General features: G+C 59.2%; 16 protein-coding genes. 10 read left to right on the top strand and 6 right to left on the bottom strand.

Annotated elements, in window-relative coordinates:
- Positions 1-108: 108 nt before the first annotated feature.
- The 3 genes from serC (at position 109) to QKB66_RS00070 (ending at position 3,594) form a co-directional block, all read left to right on the top strand.
- Positions 109-1,239, top strand: coding sequence for a phosphoserine transaminase (gene serC, locus QKB66_RS00080; protein ID WP_414252422.1), 1,131 nt, complete (start codon positions 109-111; stop codon positions 1,237-1,239).
- 210 nt (positions 1,240-1,449) lie between these two features.
- Entirely contained in the window at positions 1,450-2,718 is a 1,269-nt protein-coding gene (gene sepH, locus QKB66_RS00075; RefSeq protein WP_414252421.1) for a septation protein SepH, read from the top strand.
- Positions 2,719-2,766: 48 nt separating this feature from the next.
- Positions 2,767-3,594, top strand: a complete 828-nt coding sequence (locus tag QKB66_RS00070; RefSeq protein ID WP_239240718.1) for a DUF6928 family protein — start codon at positions 2,767-2,769, stop codon at positions 3,592-3,594.
- Here the strand turns inward: QKB66_RS00070 and QKB66_RS00065 are convergent.
- The 3 genes from QKB66_RS00065 to QKB66_RS00055 form a co-directional block, all read right to left on the bottom strand.
- A complete protein-coding gene (locus tag QKB66_RS00065; protein WP_414252420.1) occupies positions 3,555-4,367 on the bottom strand; it encodes a TrmH family RNA methyltransferase in 813 nt (270 codons plus the stop codon). The two genes, QKB66_RS00070 and QKB66_RS00065, sit on opposite strands and share 40 nt — an antisense overlap.
- 5 nt (positions 4,368-4,372) lie before the next feature.
- Positions 4,373-5,776, bottom strand: coding sequence for an NCS2 family permease (locus QKB66_RS00060; protein WP_061921141.1), 1,404 nt, complete (start codon positions 5,774-5,776; stop codon positions 4,373-4,375).
- 96 nt (positions 5,777-5,872) lie between these two features.
- Positions 5,873-6,523 (bottom strand): DUF3027 domain-containing protein, encoded by a 651-nt coding sequence (locus QKB66_RS00055; RefSeq protein WP_061921139.1) that lies wholly within the window; start codon positions 6,521-6,523, stop codon positions 5,873-5,875.
- A gap of 38 nt (positions 6,524-6,561) precedes the next feature.
- On the opposite strand from QKB66_RS00055, the gene QKB66_RS00050 reads away from it, so the two are divergent.
- Together QKB66_RS00050 and QKB66_RS00045 are read left to right on the top strand one after the other, a co-directional pair.
- A complete protein-coding gene (locus tag QKB66_RS00050; RefSeq protein WP_311518817.1) occupies positions 6,562-7,401 on the top strand; it encodes a glutaminyl-peptide cyclotransferase in 840 nt (279 codons plus the stop codon).
- An 11-nt stretch (positions 7,402-7,412) separates the two neighbouring features.
- The gene (locus tag QKB66_RS00045) at positions 7,413-8,018 is read left to right on the top strand and encodes a DUF2771 domain-containing protein (RefSeq protein WP_414252419.1); all 606 of its coding nucleotides are present in this window, start codon (positions 7,413-7,415) and stop codon (positions 8,016-8,018) included.
- An 82-nt stretch (positions 8,019-8,100) separates the two neighbouring features.
- On the opposite strand, the gene QKB66_RS00040 is transcribed toward QKB66_RS00045, so the two are convergent.
- Positions 8,101-8,481 (bottom strand): cold-shock protein, encoded by a 381-nt coding sequence (locus tag QKB66_RS00040; protein WP_061921135.1) that lies wholly within the window; start codon positions 8,479-8,481, stop codon positions 8,101-8,103.
- A 373-nt stretch (positions 8,482-8,854) separates the two neighbouring features.
- On the opposite strand from QKB66_RS00040, the gene QKB66_RS00035 reads away from it, so the two are divergent.
- A complete protein-coding gene (locus tag QKB66_RS00035; RefSeq protein ID WP_248091202.1) occupies positions 8,855-9,481 on the top strand; it encodes a resuscitation-promoting factor Rpf1 domain-containing protein in 627 nt (208 codons plus the stop codon).
- 197 nt (positions 9,482-9,678) lie between these two features.
- On the opposite strand, the gene QKB66_RS00030 is transcribed toward QKB66_RS00035, so the two are convergent.
- Positions 9,679-9,864 carry a hypothetical protein gene (locus QKB66_RS00030; protein WP_061921131.1) on the bottom strand — a complete coding sequence of 62 codons (186 nt, stop codon included), beginning with the start codon at positions 9,862-9,864 and terminating at the stop codon, positions 9,679-9,681.
- Between the two features lie 66 nt (positions 9,865-9,930).
- Between QKB66_RS00030 and QKB66_RS00025 the strand changes: the two genes are divergently transcribed.
- The 4 genes from QKB66_RS00025 (at position 9,931) to QKB66_RS00010 (ending at position 15,485) form a co-directional block, all read left to right on the top strand.
- On the top strand, positions 9,931-12,015 hold the full coding sequence (locus QKB66_RS00025; protein ID WP_414252418.1) for a helicase-associated domain-containing protein: 2,085 nt from the start codon (positions 9,931-9,933) through the stop codon (positions 12,013-12,015).
- A 71-nt stretch (positions 12,016-12,086) separates the two neighbouring features.
- The gene (locus tag QKB66_RS00020; RefSeq protein ID WP_248091209.1) at positions 12,087-13,718 is read left to right on the top strand and encodes a DNA repair helicase XPB; all 1,632 of its coding nucleotides are present in this window, start codon (positions 12,087-12,089) and stop codon (positions 13,716-13,718) included.
- Positions 13,719-13,722: 4 nt separating this feature from the next.
- Positions 13,723-14,361 (top strand): DUF3239 domain-containing protein, encoded by a 639-nt coding sequence (locus QKB66_RS00015; RefSeq protein WP_061921125.1) that lies wholly within the window; start codon positions 13,723-13,725, stop codon positions 14,359-14,361.
- A complete protein-coding gene (locus tag QKB66_RS00010) occupies positions 14,361-15,485 on the top strand; it encodes an aminotransferase class I/II-fold pyridoxal phosphate-dependent enzyme (RefSeq protein WP_414252417.1) in 1,125 nt (374 codons plus the stop codon). Before QKB66_RS00015 ends, QKB66_RS00010 begins: the two co-directional genes overlap by 1 nt.
- Here the strand turns inward: QKB66_RS00010 and QKB66_RS00005 are convergent.
- Complete coding sequence (locus tag QKB66_RS00005; protein WP_414252416.1) at positions 15,466-15,825, bottom strand: DUF2200 domain-containing protein; 360 nt, start codon at positions 15,823-15,825, stop codon at positions 15,466-15,468. The two genes, QKB66_RS00010 and QKB66_RS00005, sit on opposite strands and share 20 nt — an antisense overlap.
- Between the last annotated feature and the right edge of the window lie 485 nt (positions 15,826-16,310).

Raw genomic sequence — 16,310 nt, 5'->3', positions numbered from 1 at the left:
TTACGTTTTAAATCTCTTCACACTTTATCAAAATTTGTGACGCTGCCAACATCCTAAACTTTTAACGTTTACCAATAGGATGACCGAAATTAGGTTAGACTGTGCCCCATGCTCCACACAGAACCAACTTTACCTGCAGATCTACTCCCTACGGACGGTCGCTTCGGATGCGGCCCTTCCAAGGTACGCCCCGCCCAAATTGAGGCAATTACTGCGGGGGCTAAATCCATAATCGGCACTTCTCATCGCCAGCCCGCCGTGAAAAACGTGGTGGGTTCGATTCGTGAGGGATTGCGAGAACTATTCAAGCTTCCAGACGGCTATGAGATTATCCTTTCGGCCGGCGGCGCCACCGCCTTTTGGGACGCCGCGACGTTCGGCCTCATCGAAAATAAGTCCGCGCATTTGACCTACGGAGAGTTCTCTTCGAAGTTTGCCAAGGCAAGTATTGGTGCACCGTGGCTCACAGCGCCCATCGTTTACGACTTCCCCGCCGGCACCGCTCCCGACCCGCGCACGGTGGATTTCGGCGATGCGGACGTTGTGGCGTGGGCACACAATGAGACCTCGACGGGCGCGATGGTTGAGGTGCTGCGCCCACAGCCAAATAATCCGGAGCAACTCGTTGTCATCGATGCGACGTCGGGCGCTGGCGGATTGCCCGTCACGATGGACGAGGCTGACGTCTACTATTTCTCGCCGCAGAAGTGCTTCGCATCCGAAGGTGGGCTCTGGCTCGCGGCGGTCTCCCCTGCTACGATCGAACGCATCGCAAAGCTTAATGCTGCACAACGTTATATCCCGGCTTTCCTGAACCTGCAGACCGCCGTGGATAACTCGCGCAAGAACCAGACCTATAACACTCCAGCCGTGTCTACTCTTCTGATGCTGGAAAATCAGGTCCGCTGGATGAACGACAACGGCGGGCTCGACGGTATGGTTACGCGCACCACCGCTTCCTCCACCATTGTTTATGACTGGGCCGCATCGCGAAAAGAGGCCAAGCCTTTCGTCGCCGAGCCCGCTGGCCGCTCGTTAGTCGTGGCAACCATCGACTTTGACGAGACCGTGGATGCTACGGCCTTAGCCAAGGCCTTGCGAGCGAACGGCATCGTGGATGTCGAGCCTTATCGCAAGCTGGGGCGCAACCAACTGCGAATTGGTATGTTCCCCGCGATTGAGCCAGACGACGTCGCCAAGCTCACACAAGCAATCGACTACCTTCTGGATAGGCGCTAAGAGCAACTGACAGGGCTTTTCCAGCCAACATGCCCCGCGTTCTTCATAAGGCGCGGGGCTTTTCTGGGTTAAAGTGGATTTCATCACACGCGCCCCGTTGGGGTGTGGATCGATTGCACTAGTCGCAATGCCTAGATGCGGTTTTAAATAAACTGTCAGTATCCAAATCCGTTGTCCGAATCCGTCGACAAGCAAAAGGAGCGCCCCTCAATGCGCGAGCTCTTCCTCGCAAAAAGCGACTCAACCACTACTTCTTTGGTCATGGAAACCGAAGAAGGCGAAGAGTTTTTCCTGGCCGTCACCGACGATCTCCGCGAGATTCTAGGCGCACCTAAGCCAGAGGATGACGCATGGGGCAAGGTCTCCAAGCTCCCGTTCGCGGCGGAAGCAGATGACTCTACGGATACTGCAGATTCTGTGAATTCTGTAGCATCCAGCGACGCAGACTCGGCTGCAAGCACCGCCTCCTCTGGCGAACACGAACAGCGCGACGCGGAAGCAAAGAAGGATGACGACGAGGCATCCACCGCGGCTGAGTCCTCTGACTCCACTGCGCCTGCTGCGCCACAACTGACCACAACCACTCCGGCACCTATTTCGCAGCCGCGCTCTGGCATGCGTGACCACGGCGACTCCCGCCCGCACGCAATCAGCCTGCGCCCGGCGGAAATTCAGGCCCGCATCCGCGCTGGCGCATCTGCCGCAGAGATCGCCGAGGAAATTGGCGCCCCCGAATCCCGCATCGAGCCTTTCGCACACCCGGTGCTGCTGGAGCGCGCCCGCATTGCCGACGTCGCCAAGCAGGCCCACCCCATCCGCGAAGACGGCCCGGCCAAGCTGACTCTCTGGGAGATTCTCGCCACGGCCTTTGCCGCACGCGGCCACTCCCTCTCGGAGTCGACCTGGGATGCCTACCGCCATCAGGGCGAACCGTGGATCCTTCGCATCACGTGGAAGGCCGGCCTTTCTGAGAACGAGGCGGAGTGGACCTTTAAGCAGTCCATGTCCTCCCCGGCTACCGTGGAGGCCCGCAACTCCGTTGCCGCCGATCTCACCGACCCTGACTTCGTACAGCCAGTGCGTTCCCTGACCTCCGTCGGCCGCGGCGAGCGCTATGACAAAGCCATAGACGGCGAGACGCCGAGCGCAGTCACCAACATCACCGACTTCACTGCACCGACGGTCGTACCGGATCCGCAACCTGCTGATGTCGAAGCGGACTCCGCCAATACAGACTCCGGCGCTACCGGCGCGGCCCGCCCTGCTGGCGCCGCTGAAACACAGGCTTCTGCATCAGAGACCTCCTCTGCTACCGAGTCTGCGGCAGATAAGCCAAAGGCAGAAGGCAACGACGAGGAGTTCCTGCAGAACCCTTCGCCGGAGCCAAAGCCAAAGAGCCGCCGTCGCCGCGCTACGACCCCGCACTGGGAAGATGTCCTACTCGGAGTGCGTTCTAACGCCAAGCGTCCGCGCGAGTGAACGCGAGTGGATTGACAGCCAAGAAAAGTAATTAAGCGAGTTTTTACCGTGAACCCTAAACCTGTTCTCACTCTCTGGTACGTCACTGTCGAAGATCCCGCTGCTGTGCTGCGGGAGGAGCCAAAGGCCGATCGCGGCTTTGGCCGGAAATTCTTGGCACAACTCAATCCCAACCTGCCCGTAACCCCCATCGGGCAATTTCCTCTCAATCGCTCTGCCCAGGCTGGCGATAGCGAGTACTACATCGGCGGATACCCTGGCGTTACCGTGGTTCAGACGGTCATCGAGGAAGAATCCATGGTTCTCTCGCGCCTTCCAGAGCAACTCTTGAAGGCGGTTCCCGCGCTCGAAATCTATGCCTTCGTCTCGCAGGAAAGCACCGGCTATGCCGGTTTTGCGCACTGGACGGCCGGTGAGCTCAAGCGCTGCCTGTGCGGTACGCGCTTTAACCTGCAGGAAGACTCCGGCCTACCAGAGCCCTTTGAGGCGCCGTTCTGGGCCGGCGAAAAATACGATCCGGTCGGCGGTATCTCTCTGCCTTTCGAACCACAGGGCATCACCGAAGCAGCGCAGTCTTATTGGCTCGGCGTGGAAGTAAATGACCAAGGCCCGGATCTCGACGTCGTGGGTTATGCCACCGACGGACGGCCCGAGCCCAAGGTCGCGCCAAAGAAGCCGGAGCGCAGCCTCGGCACCATCGCCTCTGCTTCCGTGTCCAAGCTCGGCTTCAACGACTACGACGATTACGAGGCCCACGACCAAGAACCAGAGTCCACTGGCGAGGAAATCCTCGAAACCGCCAAACGCCTCGGCGGGCTAATCGGCAGCTACGTGCGTCAAACCTCGAAGTCAATTCGGGAGCGCTGGCGCTCATAAAAAGCGATGGCTGCTGAGGTAGCCACGTTGAGCGAATCTGTACCTGGGGCCATCGGTATGCGTGCGCGCACATCGGTGGCCTTCATCGCATGTTCGGTAAGGCCGGGGCCTTCTGCGCCCACGAGCAGAGCAGCCTTAGTTGCGCCCCTGAGCGCGTCTGCCAGGTGTACAGCCTCTGGGTGCGGGGTCAAGGAAACGAGGCGGAAGTCGGCGTCGCGAAGCGCCTGCAGGGAACGCTGCCACGTAGTGTATCCGCCGTTCAGATGGGCAAAAGGCAAACGCAGCACATGGCCCATGGAAACGCGCACCGAGCGACGATAGAGCGGGTCTGCTGCGCCCGAGCCCAACAGCACGGCGTCAACGTCCATGCCCGCCGCGTTGCGGAAGATGGCGCCGATATTTTCGTGGTCACCCACGCCCTCAAGCACCACCACGGTGCTTGCCGTCTTCAAGATCTCGTCCAAGCTCGGCTCTGGCGCGCGGTCTGCGGCAGCCACCAGCCCACGGTGCATATCAAAGCCGGCGACGGCCGCGAGAGTTTCTCGCGAGACCTCGTACATCGGGCAACCTGGATCCCCATACTTTTCCACGTAGGCATCCAGCTTTGCGCCAAAACCTACGACACAGCGCAGCGGGAAACGCGAGTCAGCCAGGCGGGAGACCACCAGATGACCTTCGGCAATGACAAGACCCTCGCCTTTCTTGTCCGACTTATTCAAGTCACGGACGTCATCAAGGCGAGGGTCTAAAGGGTCAGTAATTACTTCACGCATGCACGCTAGCTTAGCGCGTTGGTCAGCGGAGCCATGCCGAAGTAGACCACGAAGAGCGCGGCGATGAGCCACATGAGCCAGTGCACCTGCTTTGCCTTACCGGCAAACGCAGACATCAGGGCGAAGGCGATGAAACCCACGCCGATGCCGTTTGCAATGGAGTAGGTAAACGGCATGACCACGATGGTGAGGAAGGCCGGGATGGCAACTTCCATCTTGGTCCATTCGATGTCCTTGAGCTGGCTTGCCATCATTACGCCGACGATGACCAGAACCGGAGCGGCCGCTTCGATAGGAACGATCTCATAGAGCGGAGTCAAAAACATCGCGAGCAGGAAGATGACACCCGTGGTGATGTTGGCCAGGCCGGTCTTCGCGCCGTCACCAATGCCGGCTGCGGAATCCGCAAAGACGGTGTTGGAGGAAACCGAGCCCAGACCGCCGGCGATGGCGCCGGCGCCTTCTACCACCAGTGCGGTGCGCATGTCTGGCAGGTTGTCATTCTCATCGACCAGCCCTGCCTGCTTGCCCAGTCCATTCATAGTGCCCATGGCGTCGAAGAAGTTCGTCAGCAGCAGGGTGAAGATAAGCAGCACGGTAGCCACGACGCCGAGCTTGGTAAAAGCACCCACGAGGCTGACCTCGCCCACGATGGATAGATCCGGCAGGCCGCCCAAGGAACCAGGAATCTCTGGTGTTGCCATACCCCAGTCCTCAGAGCCGAAGATGGCCTGCAGGATCATTGCGATGACAGTGGTGATGACGATGCCCAGGAACAGGCCGCCGCGGACCTTGCGGATAACCATGAAGGAACAAAGCAAAAGGCCTAGGACGAAGACGAAAGCCGGCCAGGTGGAAATAGAGCCATTGATGCCAAGGCCCACCGGAACCGTGGTGTGCGCTGCATCGGGGACACGCGTTACAAAACCGCCATCGACAAAGCCGATGATGGCGATGAACATGCCGATGCCCACACCCATCGCAGCCTTCATCGAGGCCGGAATGGCATCGAAGACCGCTTGACGGAAGCCCGAGATGGCGAGCAAAACAATGATGATGCCTTCGAGTACCACCAGGCCCATGGCGTCTTTCCACTCCAAGCCTTTGGTGGAGACCATGGTGACGGCAACAAAGGTATTCATACCCAGGCCCGCCGCCATGGCGAATGGATAGCGCGCAATCGCGCCGAAGGCAATGGTCATGATGCCGGCGATTAACGCGGTAGCTGCGGCGACCTGCGGAATGCCCAAGGTATGGCCCGCAACATCGGGCGAGGTGCCGAGGATGAGCGGGTTGAGAAGAATGATGTAGGCCATCGCGAAGAACGAGACCACGCCGGCGCGAACCTCAGTTCCGATTGTGGAACCGCGTTCAGAGATTTTGAAATAACGATCGAGAGCAGCGTTCATCGCTTTGAGACAGCCCCTTTACCTAGTGCCAGGAGGATTGAGTTTTACTGGCCTTAGTAAAGTATTTGCGACTCCAGAAAGCAAACCACGAAAGCGCTAGTAGATAGGTTTTTCGTCATCAAAAGCGGTTTCGGTCACGGATCCTTCTTCCCGGATTTTTGTCTCCGAATGCGCGCCGCATCCGTAACTTGCGTGCACTACACGGCCATCGGCCGAAAATTCGTTAGCGCACACACCAAAGTTATCCATCAGCTCCAAATAGAAAGCACAGGTCTTACACTGCAGCGGCGCTTGCGCGGCCATCTCGGTATTAGGGCCAAAGGAGCCAGTGCGCCACCTCTTTTTCGCCTCGTCTAAGCCTTTTACGGAAAGCTTGCCGTCTTCCAAGCGTTCGTCGTAAGGCGCAGGCGGCATCAGATCGCCCGGGCCCAAATCTCCCGGACGCACGCGCTCGTTATACGGCACCCACTCCGGGGCTTGCAGTGCCTGTTGCCCCGGCACCAGCGCTACCTCGTTAACGGTGATAAAACGCGAGCCCTCCGCGCAGGCCACAACCGCTTGCCATTCCCAGCCTGGGTAGCCTGGCATATCTGCTTCAAAGCGATGGGTTGCGACGTTACGGCCTAGCCCTGCGACTCCGCGGTGCTTGCCGACGCCGCCCTCTCCTACTTCTTCCACTGCAGCGCGAGCGATGCGCACGGCGGTCTTGTTAAGAAGTGGGTTCGTTGGCTCATTCTGCTTAGTCACGCACTACATTATCCATGACATCGTGCACAATGACTTCCATGGGTTCTTCTAAATCTTCTCTCGCTTTGACTTCCACCGCCGTTTTAAGCGCGCTTAGCGCAATCGGCCTGCTTACCGGTTGCACCAGTTCAGAGGGCGATTCGCCGGCTCAAGAAGAAACAAACGTGCCACGCGAAGTTGAGCATCTATCCGTTTCCATCAAGGAACACACTGACATGCTCCCCAATTCTTTTACCCAGGGCCTCGAAGTTGATCCCGAGGGCAAGCTGTTGGTGGGAACAGGACTATACGGGCAATCCCGGTTACTGCGCCTGCAACCCGGCGCGAAGGCGCCCGAGCAGGAAGTGTCACTGCCCCCTTCTTTGTTCGGTGAGGGCATCACGCAAACCCAGGATGCGATTTGGCAGTTGACGTGGAAGGCGGGCGAGGCCATCAAGCGGGATCCCGTGACCTTCGAAGAGACCGGCCGCGCTCGCTATGAGGGCGAGGGCTGGGGATTGTGTGCCGCGGGCGAGGATAAATCTGAGCTCATCATGTCTGATGGAAGCAACGAGCTGCGACATCTTGATGCCCAAACTTTCGAAGAAACTGCACCGCGGACCCCCGTTACCCTGGAGGGCCAGTCAGTAGAAGAGATCAATGAGTTGGAATGCGTGGACGGCCAGGTCTTTGCGAATGTGTGGATGAGCGAGGATATTTTGCGCATTGATCCCACAAGCGGCGAGGTCACCGCGGTTATTGATGCTGCGGGACTGAATAAATCTGGGCCGCAAACCCAAAACGATGTACTCAATGGCATCGCCCATATTCCAGGAACGGAAGAATTCTGGATTACTGGTAAGCGGTGGGTTGACTTGTATCGCGTGACCTTCGAGTAGGATTCTTTGCCATGGCAACCCGTAAGGAAGCAAGGAAGAAGTCGCTGCTGCAGCTTTTGGCGCTGATTATCGCCGTGGCAGTCATTGTGGTCTCCGTGGTCTTATTCCAGAATTGGTGGAATAGCCGCCCAGGTCCTGAGCCGCAGGACATCACCGTCAAGGCCAGCGTGGGTGAGAAGAGTCTCGACGTTGCACCTTATATGGTCTGCGAGCTGGGCACCGAATGCCCTGAGGGCGAGGCTCCAAACCTCACCGTGGGCAAGGATGACACCCTGCATCTAGAGATCCCAGAAGAGATCTCCAACCACGAGTGGCGCATCCTTTCCATCTACGATGACCCGGCGGCTAACGACGAGCAGATTCACGGCGCCGGCGATTCTTCTACCGTGGACGTTCCGGGTTCTGTTGACCCCATCAAGGCTTCTACAGGCAAGCGTCCGCGCCTGATGGTGGTCGAGATTTCCTCGCTGATGATTGGCACCGATGACAAGGGCGAGGAGGCGCCGTTTAGCACCGTGTGGTCCCTTTCAACGATGTCTGACAAGGAGCTTGCCGAGGCCACAAAGACCGCTGCACCTGATAAGTCCACCGAGCCGAGCAAGGCTGCTTCCAAATAAACGCAGCCTGTAAAAAGCGCGAGCCCAACTTCTAGATTCCCACAAGGGGAGACGAAGTTGGGCTCGCGCTTTTGCTTGATTTTTAGCTATCCAAATCCTTGGCGATGGCACGCAGGATTTCAGCGACCTGACGGCCAGTCTTGCGCTCTGGGTAGCGCCCCTGCGCCAGCACCGGCTGCACCTGGGTTTCCAGCAGCGTCATTACATCGGAGAGCATGCTCGACAGCTCGTCCGGCTTACGGGAAGGAGTACGGCGGCGCGGCTTGTCCAAGACCTTGACACGCAGTGCCTGTGGACCGCGGCGGCCTGCCGCGAAATCAAAGTCGATCCGCTGGCCTTGGACCAGCTCGTCGACGCCCTCGGGCAGCACGTTGCGGCCGACGTAGACATCCTCATCGCCGGGGTTGCTCACAAAGCCGAAGCCCTTGTCAGCATCAAACCACTTAACTTTGCCGATTGGCACGCCCCTACTCGCTTTCTTACTCGGGAATAAAGAGAATTATTTTAACTCCTATAACACAGCAATTAAAGTTGCTGTCACATAAACAACACACGTTACATCGGTGATCTAATTCACATTTTCGTCGCGACCTGCGAAAATGCGATGAGTTCTCAGCGGAAAGACGCCATACCGAGTCTGTTACGTGACTATTTCGTTATAAACCGTTACTGTTTGGGGAAGGCACTTGGCCGCCAGCGAGGAAGTCTCGCCCCCACACGCAGTCCGGGCTTCCCCGTGGCGGCCGATATTTGTGCAAGACAACTTTAAAGCAATTACTTTTGCCGGACTGAGCACAACATGGGCGCGAGAAATCTAGAGAAGAGGAATACTTTTAATGGGACGCCACTCCGCTAAGAACAACTCGTTCGCTACCAAGTTCGCAGCTTCCACCGTCGCCGTCGGCGCCGCTGCAGCCATCATGGCACCGACCGCATCCGCTGCTCCGGATTCCGATTGGGACCGCCTCGCACAGTGTGAGTCCGGCGGAAACTGGGCAATCAACACCGGCAACGGCTACTACGGCGGTCTGCAGTTCTCCGGCCAGACCTGGTCCGCATTCGGTGGCGGTCAGTACGCTCCGACCGCAAACCAGGCAACTCGTGAGCAGCAGATCGCTGTCGCCGAAAAGATCCTGGCTTCCCAGGGCTGGGGCGCATGGCCTGCTTGCTCCGCTTCCTTGGGCCTGAACTCCGCGCCAACCCCGCGTGATGCCGCACCGGCACCGGCTCCAGCACCGGCTCCAGCACCGGCTCCAGTTCAGCAGGCAGCTGCACAGCCTTCCGACGAGCTGGCTGTTGACGCTCTCTACAAGATGGTCGAGGACACCGCAGCTAAGTACGGGCTGGCTATCCCGGCTGAGTTTGCAAACCAGTACAAGGCAAACCGCCACAACTTCAACGCGTTCTACTCCGCGAACCGCCAGTTCATCGATCCGATCGCTCAGCTCATCGAAAACCTCTAAGGCTTTTCAAACTAAAGCTGCGCAGATTCGCGTTTAAAGCTCCCAGCCCTAGGTGGAACTTTCCAGTTCCTTCTGGCTGGGAGCTTTTGGCTTTCTTAGCGTACGAAAAATGGCCCCACCACAAGGCGGCCGCTGAAGGGCGTGCGGTGGAGCTAGGCCTGCGTTAGGCTAAAGGATTTTCTTCTCAGTAAGAGCTTTTAGCGGTTAACGCGGGTGTATGGGTGCACGTAGTTGAGCTTCTCCGCCGGCATTGGCAGGATCAGATCGTCACCGAACGGGCTGGATGCACCAGCGAACGGCGCGTAGATTTCGGTAATTGCGTGCTCGCGATTTTCATTCTTCGGCCAAGCCGGGGATACGAAGCCATTCTTCTTATTCGACATAAGCCTTATTATTCCAAACCCCGGCCCAAAAAGTAACTCGATAACCCACTAAACTTATTCGCCACCATGACCCCACCTCACAGCACTTCCTCCGCGGCGGTCCAATTCCGCACGTGGCTTGCAGATCTTGACCAAGAGCAGCTTTCGACGCTGCTTGGCTATCGCAGCGATGTGCTCTCACCGCTACCCCCGGGAATCGCCCCGTTGGCAACGCGCCTTAGCCTGACCACTTCCCTAGCGCGCGCACTCGCGCAGTGCGATGCCGAGTTGCTTGCTACTGCCGAGGACATCGCTTTGCGGGGCGGCGAACTGGAACCCGTAGAAATTTTGGCCCCAGAGCCAACCGCACGGCTGCTCGAGCGAGGCCTTGCATTCGAAGTGGAAGCACAGGGCGTATGCCTTGCCCCAGGGCTCATGCAGGCGCTTCCCACCGGGTGGTCGCTACTACATCAGAGCACCACCGACCCCGAGGAGATCGCAGCACTGCCCGAGGATGAGGCACGGATTCTGCAAACCCTGGCCGCCTCTGGCGGAGTGGGCGCTACTCGCGACGCAGCACCCGATGCTGATCCCACGCGCCCAATCCCCCGCCTTTTGACCAAGGGCATTCTCACCCGCGTCGATTCCCGCACCGTGCGCCTGCCGCGCGCCGCCCGTCGCGCGCTGGCGGGACACAGCCCCGAGCTCATTCCGCTGCGCCCAAGCGGCCGTGCCGGCACCCCGCCACTAGAGAAGAAGGCGGGGGAAGCAGGCGCCGCCGCTGGACTGCAAGTAGTTCGCGAGCTGGAAAGGCTCATCGATCTTGTCGGTGCTCGACCCATCGAGCTTTTGAAAGACAAGACTGTAGGCGTTCGCCCGCAGGCCCAACTCGCCAAGGAACTCGGCATCCCAGAGCCGGAGCTGCGCCGCCTGGTTTGCCTCGGCTTTTCCGCTCGTCTCCTAAGCCGCGGCGAACCGAAGGGCTTGGAGGGCAACTTCTTAGCGCCTACCCAAGGCGCACAGGAATGGCTAGATGCCGGCCTGTCTGAGAAGTGGAGCCTGCTCCTCGATGCCTGGCAGTCCTCTACCTGGCAACCTTGGGCCGAAGGCCGCCTGCTTTCCGCCGAGAGCGTCTCTGAGCATTTGGCCCGCCACCGCCGCACGGTAATGGACATCTATGCCCACGCCTCCGTCCCACTTAGCAAAGAGGAGTTTTCCGAAGAGCTGCGCTTCCGCGCCCCGCTTTTTACAACGCACACTAAGTCCTCCACCATCGATGCCCTCGTTGCCGAAGCTGAATGGATCGGAGCCATTGCGCTAGGCCAAGCCACCCAGGTGCTGCTGGATCCTGCGGCCACGCATACCCTTACCCCGGAAGAAGTGAACTACTTCATCATCCAGGGCGATCTCACGGTCTTGGTTCCCGGACCGCTAGAGGCCAGCGCGCATCGCCGGTTGGGAGATCTCGCGGACTTGGAATCACCAGGCCTAGCCAGCGTCTACCGTATTAGCGAGTCCACGCTGCGCCGCGGCTTGGACGTAGGCATGACGGCGCAAGAGATCACCGACTTCTTCGCCGCCCACAGCGAGGTGCCTCAGACCCTCGAGTTTCTCATCCGCGACGTCGATAGGCGCCACGGCACGCTGCGCTCCGGCCCTGCGCTGGCGTACCTCCGCAGTGAAGATCCCGCCCTTCTCGAAATGGCGGTGCGGGCGGTGCCAGAACTGCGCCGCATCGCTCCTACCGTCGCAATATCGCAAGTGCGCGTCGGTGAGCTGCTGGAGAAACTGCGCGCCCACGGACTTGCTCCCGCCGGCGAAGATGAAACAGGTGCTTCCTTGAATATGGCGCTCGAGCCCTATGCACTACCTACTCCGGCACCTCGCAAGGCTGGCCCTACTCGCCCGGATCCGACGAGCGTCGCAAAGGCTCTGCTTGATACCGAAGCACCCGCGCCCACCGCAGCGGACGAATCCAGCCTCGACGTTCTTCACGCTGCTGCCCGCGGCGGGCGCCCCGTCAAGATCACCTATGCGGATAAGAACGGCAATTCTAAGTCCAGGACCGTAAAGCCGCTGTCCGTCGCCGGAGGTCAGGTCGATGCCACCGGCACCGATGGTTCCACCATCCGCTTCCCTTTGCACCGCATCACTGCCGTGGAACTCGCTTAGCGCCAGCAGGGCGATCGGGGCTATACTTTTGGCTTTCTACCATTGGCGAGCCTGCACAAAGGAGCAAGTAGATGCCCGGACCGCTCATCGTACAATCCGACAAGACGGTGCTCTTGGAGGTCGACCACGAAGACGCTGCCGCAGCCCGCATCGCGCTTTCGCCCTTTGCAGAACTGGAGCGCGCGCCAGAGCACGTTCACACTTATCGCATCACACCGCTGGCGCTGTGGAACGCCCGCGCCGCGGGCCACGACGCCGAGCAGGTGGTCGACGTGCTCGAGCGTTATTCGCGTTTCCCGGTTCCGCAGGCGCTGCTTATCGACGTCGCGGAGACCATGTCGCGCTACGGCCGCGTGCGCCTCCACTCGCATCCGGCGCATGGCCTCATCTTGGAATCTGCCGAGGTTCCGATCCTCGAAGAACTCGCGCGACACAAGAAGGTCAGCCAGCTGCTGGGCGCTCGCATCGACGGCAACACCTTCGCCGTGCCGCCTTCGCAGCGCGGCCGCCTCAAGCAGGAGCTGCTCAAGGCCAACTGGCCGGCCGAGGATCTTGCCGGTTACGTCGACGGCGAGTCCCACCCCATCTCTTTGGTGGAGGAAGGCTGGGCGCTGCGCGATTACCAATCCTATGCCGCAGAATCCTTCTGGTCCGGCGGCTCCGGCGTGGTCGTGCTGCCCTGTGGCGCTGGCAAGACCATCGTGGGCGCGGCGGCGATGGCCAAGGCCCAAGCCACCACGTTGATCCTGGTTACCAATACAGTGGCCGGACGCCAGTGGCGCAACGAGCTGCTGCGGCGTACCTCGTTGACCGAGAACGAGGTTGGCGAATACTCCGGTGAAAAGAAGGAGATCAAACCGATCACAATCGCCACCTATCAGGTGGTAACCCGCAAGACGAAGGGCGAATACCGCGCCCTTGAGCTCTTTGACTCCCGCGACTGGGGTCTAATCATCTACGACGAGGTCCACCTGCTTCCTGCTCCCGTGTTCCGCATGACTTCGGATCTCCAATCGCGCCGCCGCTTGGGCCTTACCGCCACGCTCATCCGCGAGGACGGGATGGAGGGAGACGTCTTCTCCCTCATCGGCCCCAAGCGCTACGACGCCCCGTGGAAGGAACTCGAAGCCGCCGGCTACATCGCCACGGCGGAGTGCATCGAGGTACGCGTTGACATGGACGCCGAGGAGCGGATGCTCTATGCCACGGCGCAGGCGCGGGATCGCTACCGAATCGCGGCGTCGTCAAGCGCAAAGCACCGTGCCGTGGATAAGATTTTGGCCAAGCATGCTGGCCAGCAAGCACTCATCATTGGCGGTTACGTAGAGCAACTGGAAGAACTCGGCTCGCACTTGGGCGCGCCAGTAATCGACGGCAAGACCTCGAACTCCAAGCGGGAAAAGCTCTTCCAAGCTTTCCGCGACGGCGAGGTACAAACACTCGTGGTCTCCAAGGTGGCAAACTTTTCCATTGATCTTCCCGAAGCTGCCCTAGCTATTCAGGTCTCCGGCACCTTCGGCTCGCGGCAGGAAGAAGCCCAGCGCCTAGGACGCCTCTTGCGCCCAAAGGAAGACGGTAAGGAAGCAAAGTTTTACACCCTCGTCACCCGTGATTCCGTGGATGCGGACTATGCGCTCCACCGCCAGCGCTTCTTGGCGGAACAGGGATACGCGTACCGTCTCGTCAACGAAGTAGACTTATGACCTGATGAAGATTTTCAAGTTTCAGGTCGACGAGACCTACGCCAAGAAGAACAATGAACTCCTGCGCGATTCCGCGCGCCTGCGCAACTCCGGCCTCATCATGGGCTTGCTGCTCATCATCGGTGCCGCTGCGGTCTACATGACTGTGGATGCGGACTGGGGATTTACCATTGGCCTCGGTATGTTGCTCTTCGGCATCCTCGTGGCCATCGTGGGCGTTGCAGCCGCGCGCCAGGTTGGCACCGCACAGCACCTCTATGATTCCTACCCGCTGGCACCAGCAGTGGTAGCTGAGGTCAACGAACGTGACATGGTGCTGATGGCGCTAGTGAACACCAACGTTGATCCCGGGCTTCCGCCGCGTTGGGCAGCTTGCCTGCGCACCGTTACTTCCGTGCCAGGTGTCAAGCGCACTGTGGGCACAAAGCTGCCGGTTGCCGCAGTTTCCGGTCACCGCAACAACAGCGATAAAGAACACTGGCAGCAGGTCACCCCGATGCCCATTGCATGGGGCACGCCGGACGCTGAGGTCGTCACCATGGCGCGTAAGGCAATCCCGGAAGACCAGTGGCAAAAGCTCGACCGTGCCCGCAAGCGCCTCAATGATGTGAAGGCCACCCGTTACGATCTTTTGGTGCTCTAATGACGGTTAAACGTCTGCAGCAATTTGGCGAGACCATCTTCGCCACCATGACCCAGCTGGCAATCGATAATGACGCCATCAATCTGGGACAAGGCTTCCCGGACTCTGATGGGCCAGAGCGCATGCTGGAGATCGCGCAGGAGCAGATTGCGACGGGAAATAATCAATACGCTCCCCTGCGCGGGCGCCCTGAGCTTATCGACGCCTTGGCACACCACTACTGCGTTGCACGCAAGGCCATCGTGGTCACCGCGGGCGCAACGGAGGCCATCACCGCGACCGTGCTTGGACTCGTGGAGCCGGGCCAAGAGGTCATTGTGCTGGAGCCTTACTACGACGCATATGCCGCCGCCATTGCGCTTGCCGACGCCACCCGTGTCCCCGTCCCGCTCAAGCCTTCCGGAGAAAGCTGGGACCTCGACGTCGATTCTGTGCGCGCCGCTGTGACGGATAAGACCGCGATGGTGATCGTCAATTCTCCGCATAACCCCACCGGTTCAGTATTTAGCCGCGCAGCACTAGAGGGCCTCCGCGATATCTGCGTGGAGCATGACTTACTCGTGCTTTCCGACGAGGTCTACGAGGACCTTACCTTCGGCTCTGCCACGCACGTGGACATCCAGCGCATCCCGGGCATGGAAACCCGTACGGTCAAGGTCGGCTCGGCGGCTAAGTCCTTCAACGCCACCGGCTGGAAGACCGGCTGGGCCATTGCCCACCCAGAGCTCCTCGATGGCGTCATCAGAGCAAAGCAGTTCATGACCTTTGTATCTGCCACGCCTTTCCAAGCCGCAGTGGCCCACGCGCTGGTATATGAGCGGGGCTGGCAGAAGGCCATGGTGGAAGAGCTGGCCGAATGCCGCGACATCCTAGTTGATGGCCTAAGTAAGGCCGGCTACCAAGTCCACGAGACGCAAGGCACTTACTATTTAGTCGCCGACGTGAGCTCCTCTGGCATGGACGGAGTTGAATTCTGTACAAAGCTCCCCGAGACACACGGGGTTGCTGCCATCCCGCTTGCTGCCTTTGCCGATAACCCCGAACCATGGCGCTACAAAGTCCGTTTCGCGTTCTGTAAGCGCCCTGAGGTAATCAAAGAGGCAGTTAAGCGTCTGAGCGCTTGATCTTCTCCAAGGCCTTACCCTTCGCCAGTTCGTCAATTAGCTTGTCGAGCTGGCGAATTTTTTGCATCACTGGGTCCTGCACCTCCTGAACTTTCACGCCGCAGATACTGCCGGTGATAAGAAAGCGATGCGGATTCATCTCTGGTGCTTGCTCGAAGAACTGCTCAACAGTAAGTTCCCCAGCCGCAGCGATGCCTGGGACTTCGTATCCCGTGAACCAGGAAATAACTTCATCTACCTCAGCGCGAGTACGGTCCTTACGTTCCGCCTTGGCGATATAGGCGGAATGGATCTGCTCCCACCGCATGCTAAAAATTCGAGGCTTAGAAGTATCTGACATGGCTTCTATCCTACTGCTGGACCGCAAACATCCTTCTCCAAGGTTCATCAACGCCACGTTGAACTACTCCGCTCCCCCGCTGTGCATAGACCGGAGATACCGGTAAATAGTTGCCTTGCTGAAACAAGCTGCATTCGAACCATCGACGCCATAAAATCTAGCGCTCCCAACGCTTCTCGATGGTTTGAATGCAGATCCCAACGCCTCCATCCGCGCGCGAACTAATCTCTAATTCACTCTGTTTTTAGGCACTGTGACAATTCAGAAGGCTGACCCGTATAGTCCATAAACCACGCGATAATGAACACCGCAGTTGCCTGGGATAGTTCATGTGGTGAACAAAGCTGCATTCGACCCATCGAAGCCGCCGAAACCGGGCGTTGTGGGCCTGTTGGTTGGTTCGAATGCAGGTGCGGTGCCAACCCGGGTGGTTGAGTGCTTTTTGAACTGTTGGGGTTTGTTTGCCAGGTGTGGTGAAAACACAA

It is taken from the genome of Corynebacterium sp. c25Ua_89, assembly GCF_047459735.1.
GTDB classification, from domain to species: domain Bacteria; phylum Actinomycetota; class Actinomycetes; order Mycobacteriales; family Mycobacteriaceae; genus Corynebacterium; species Corynebacterium simulans.
This window is presented reverse-complemented; position numbering and strand designations above follow the sequence as displayed.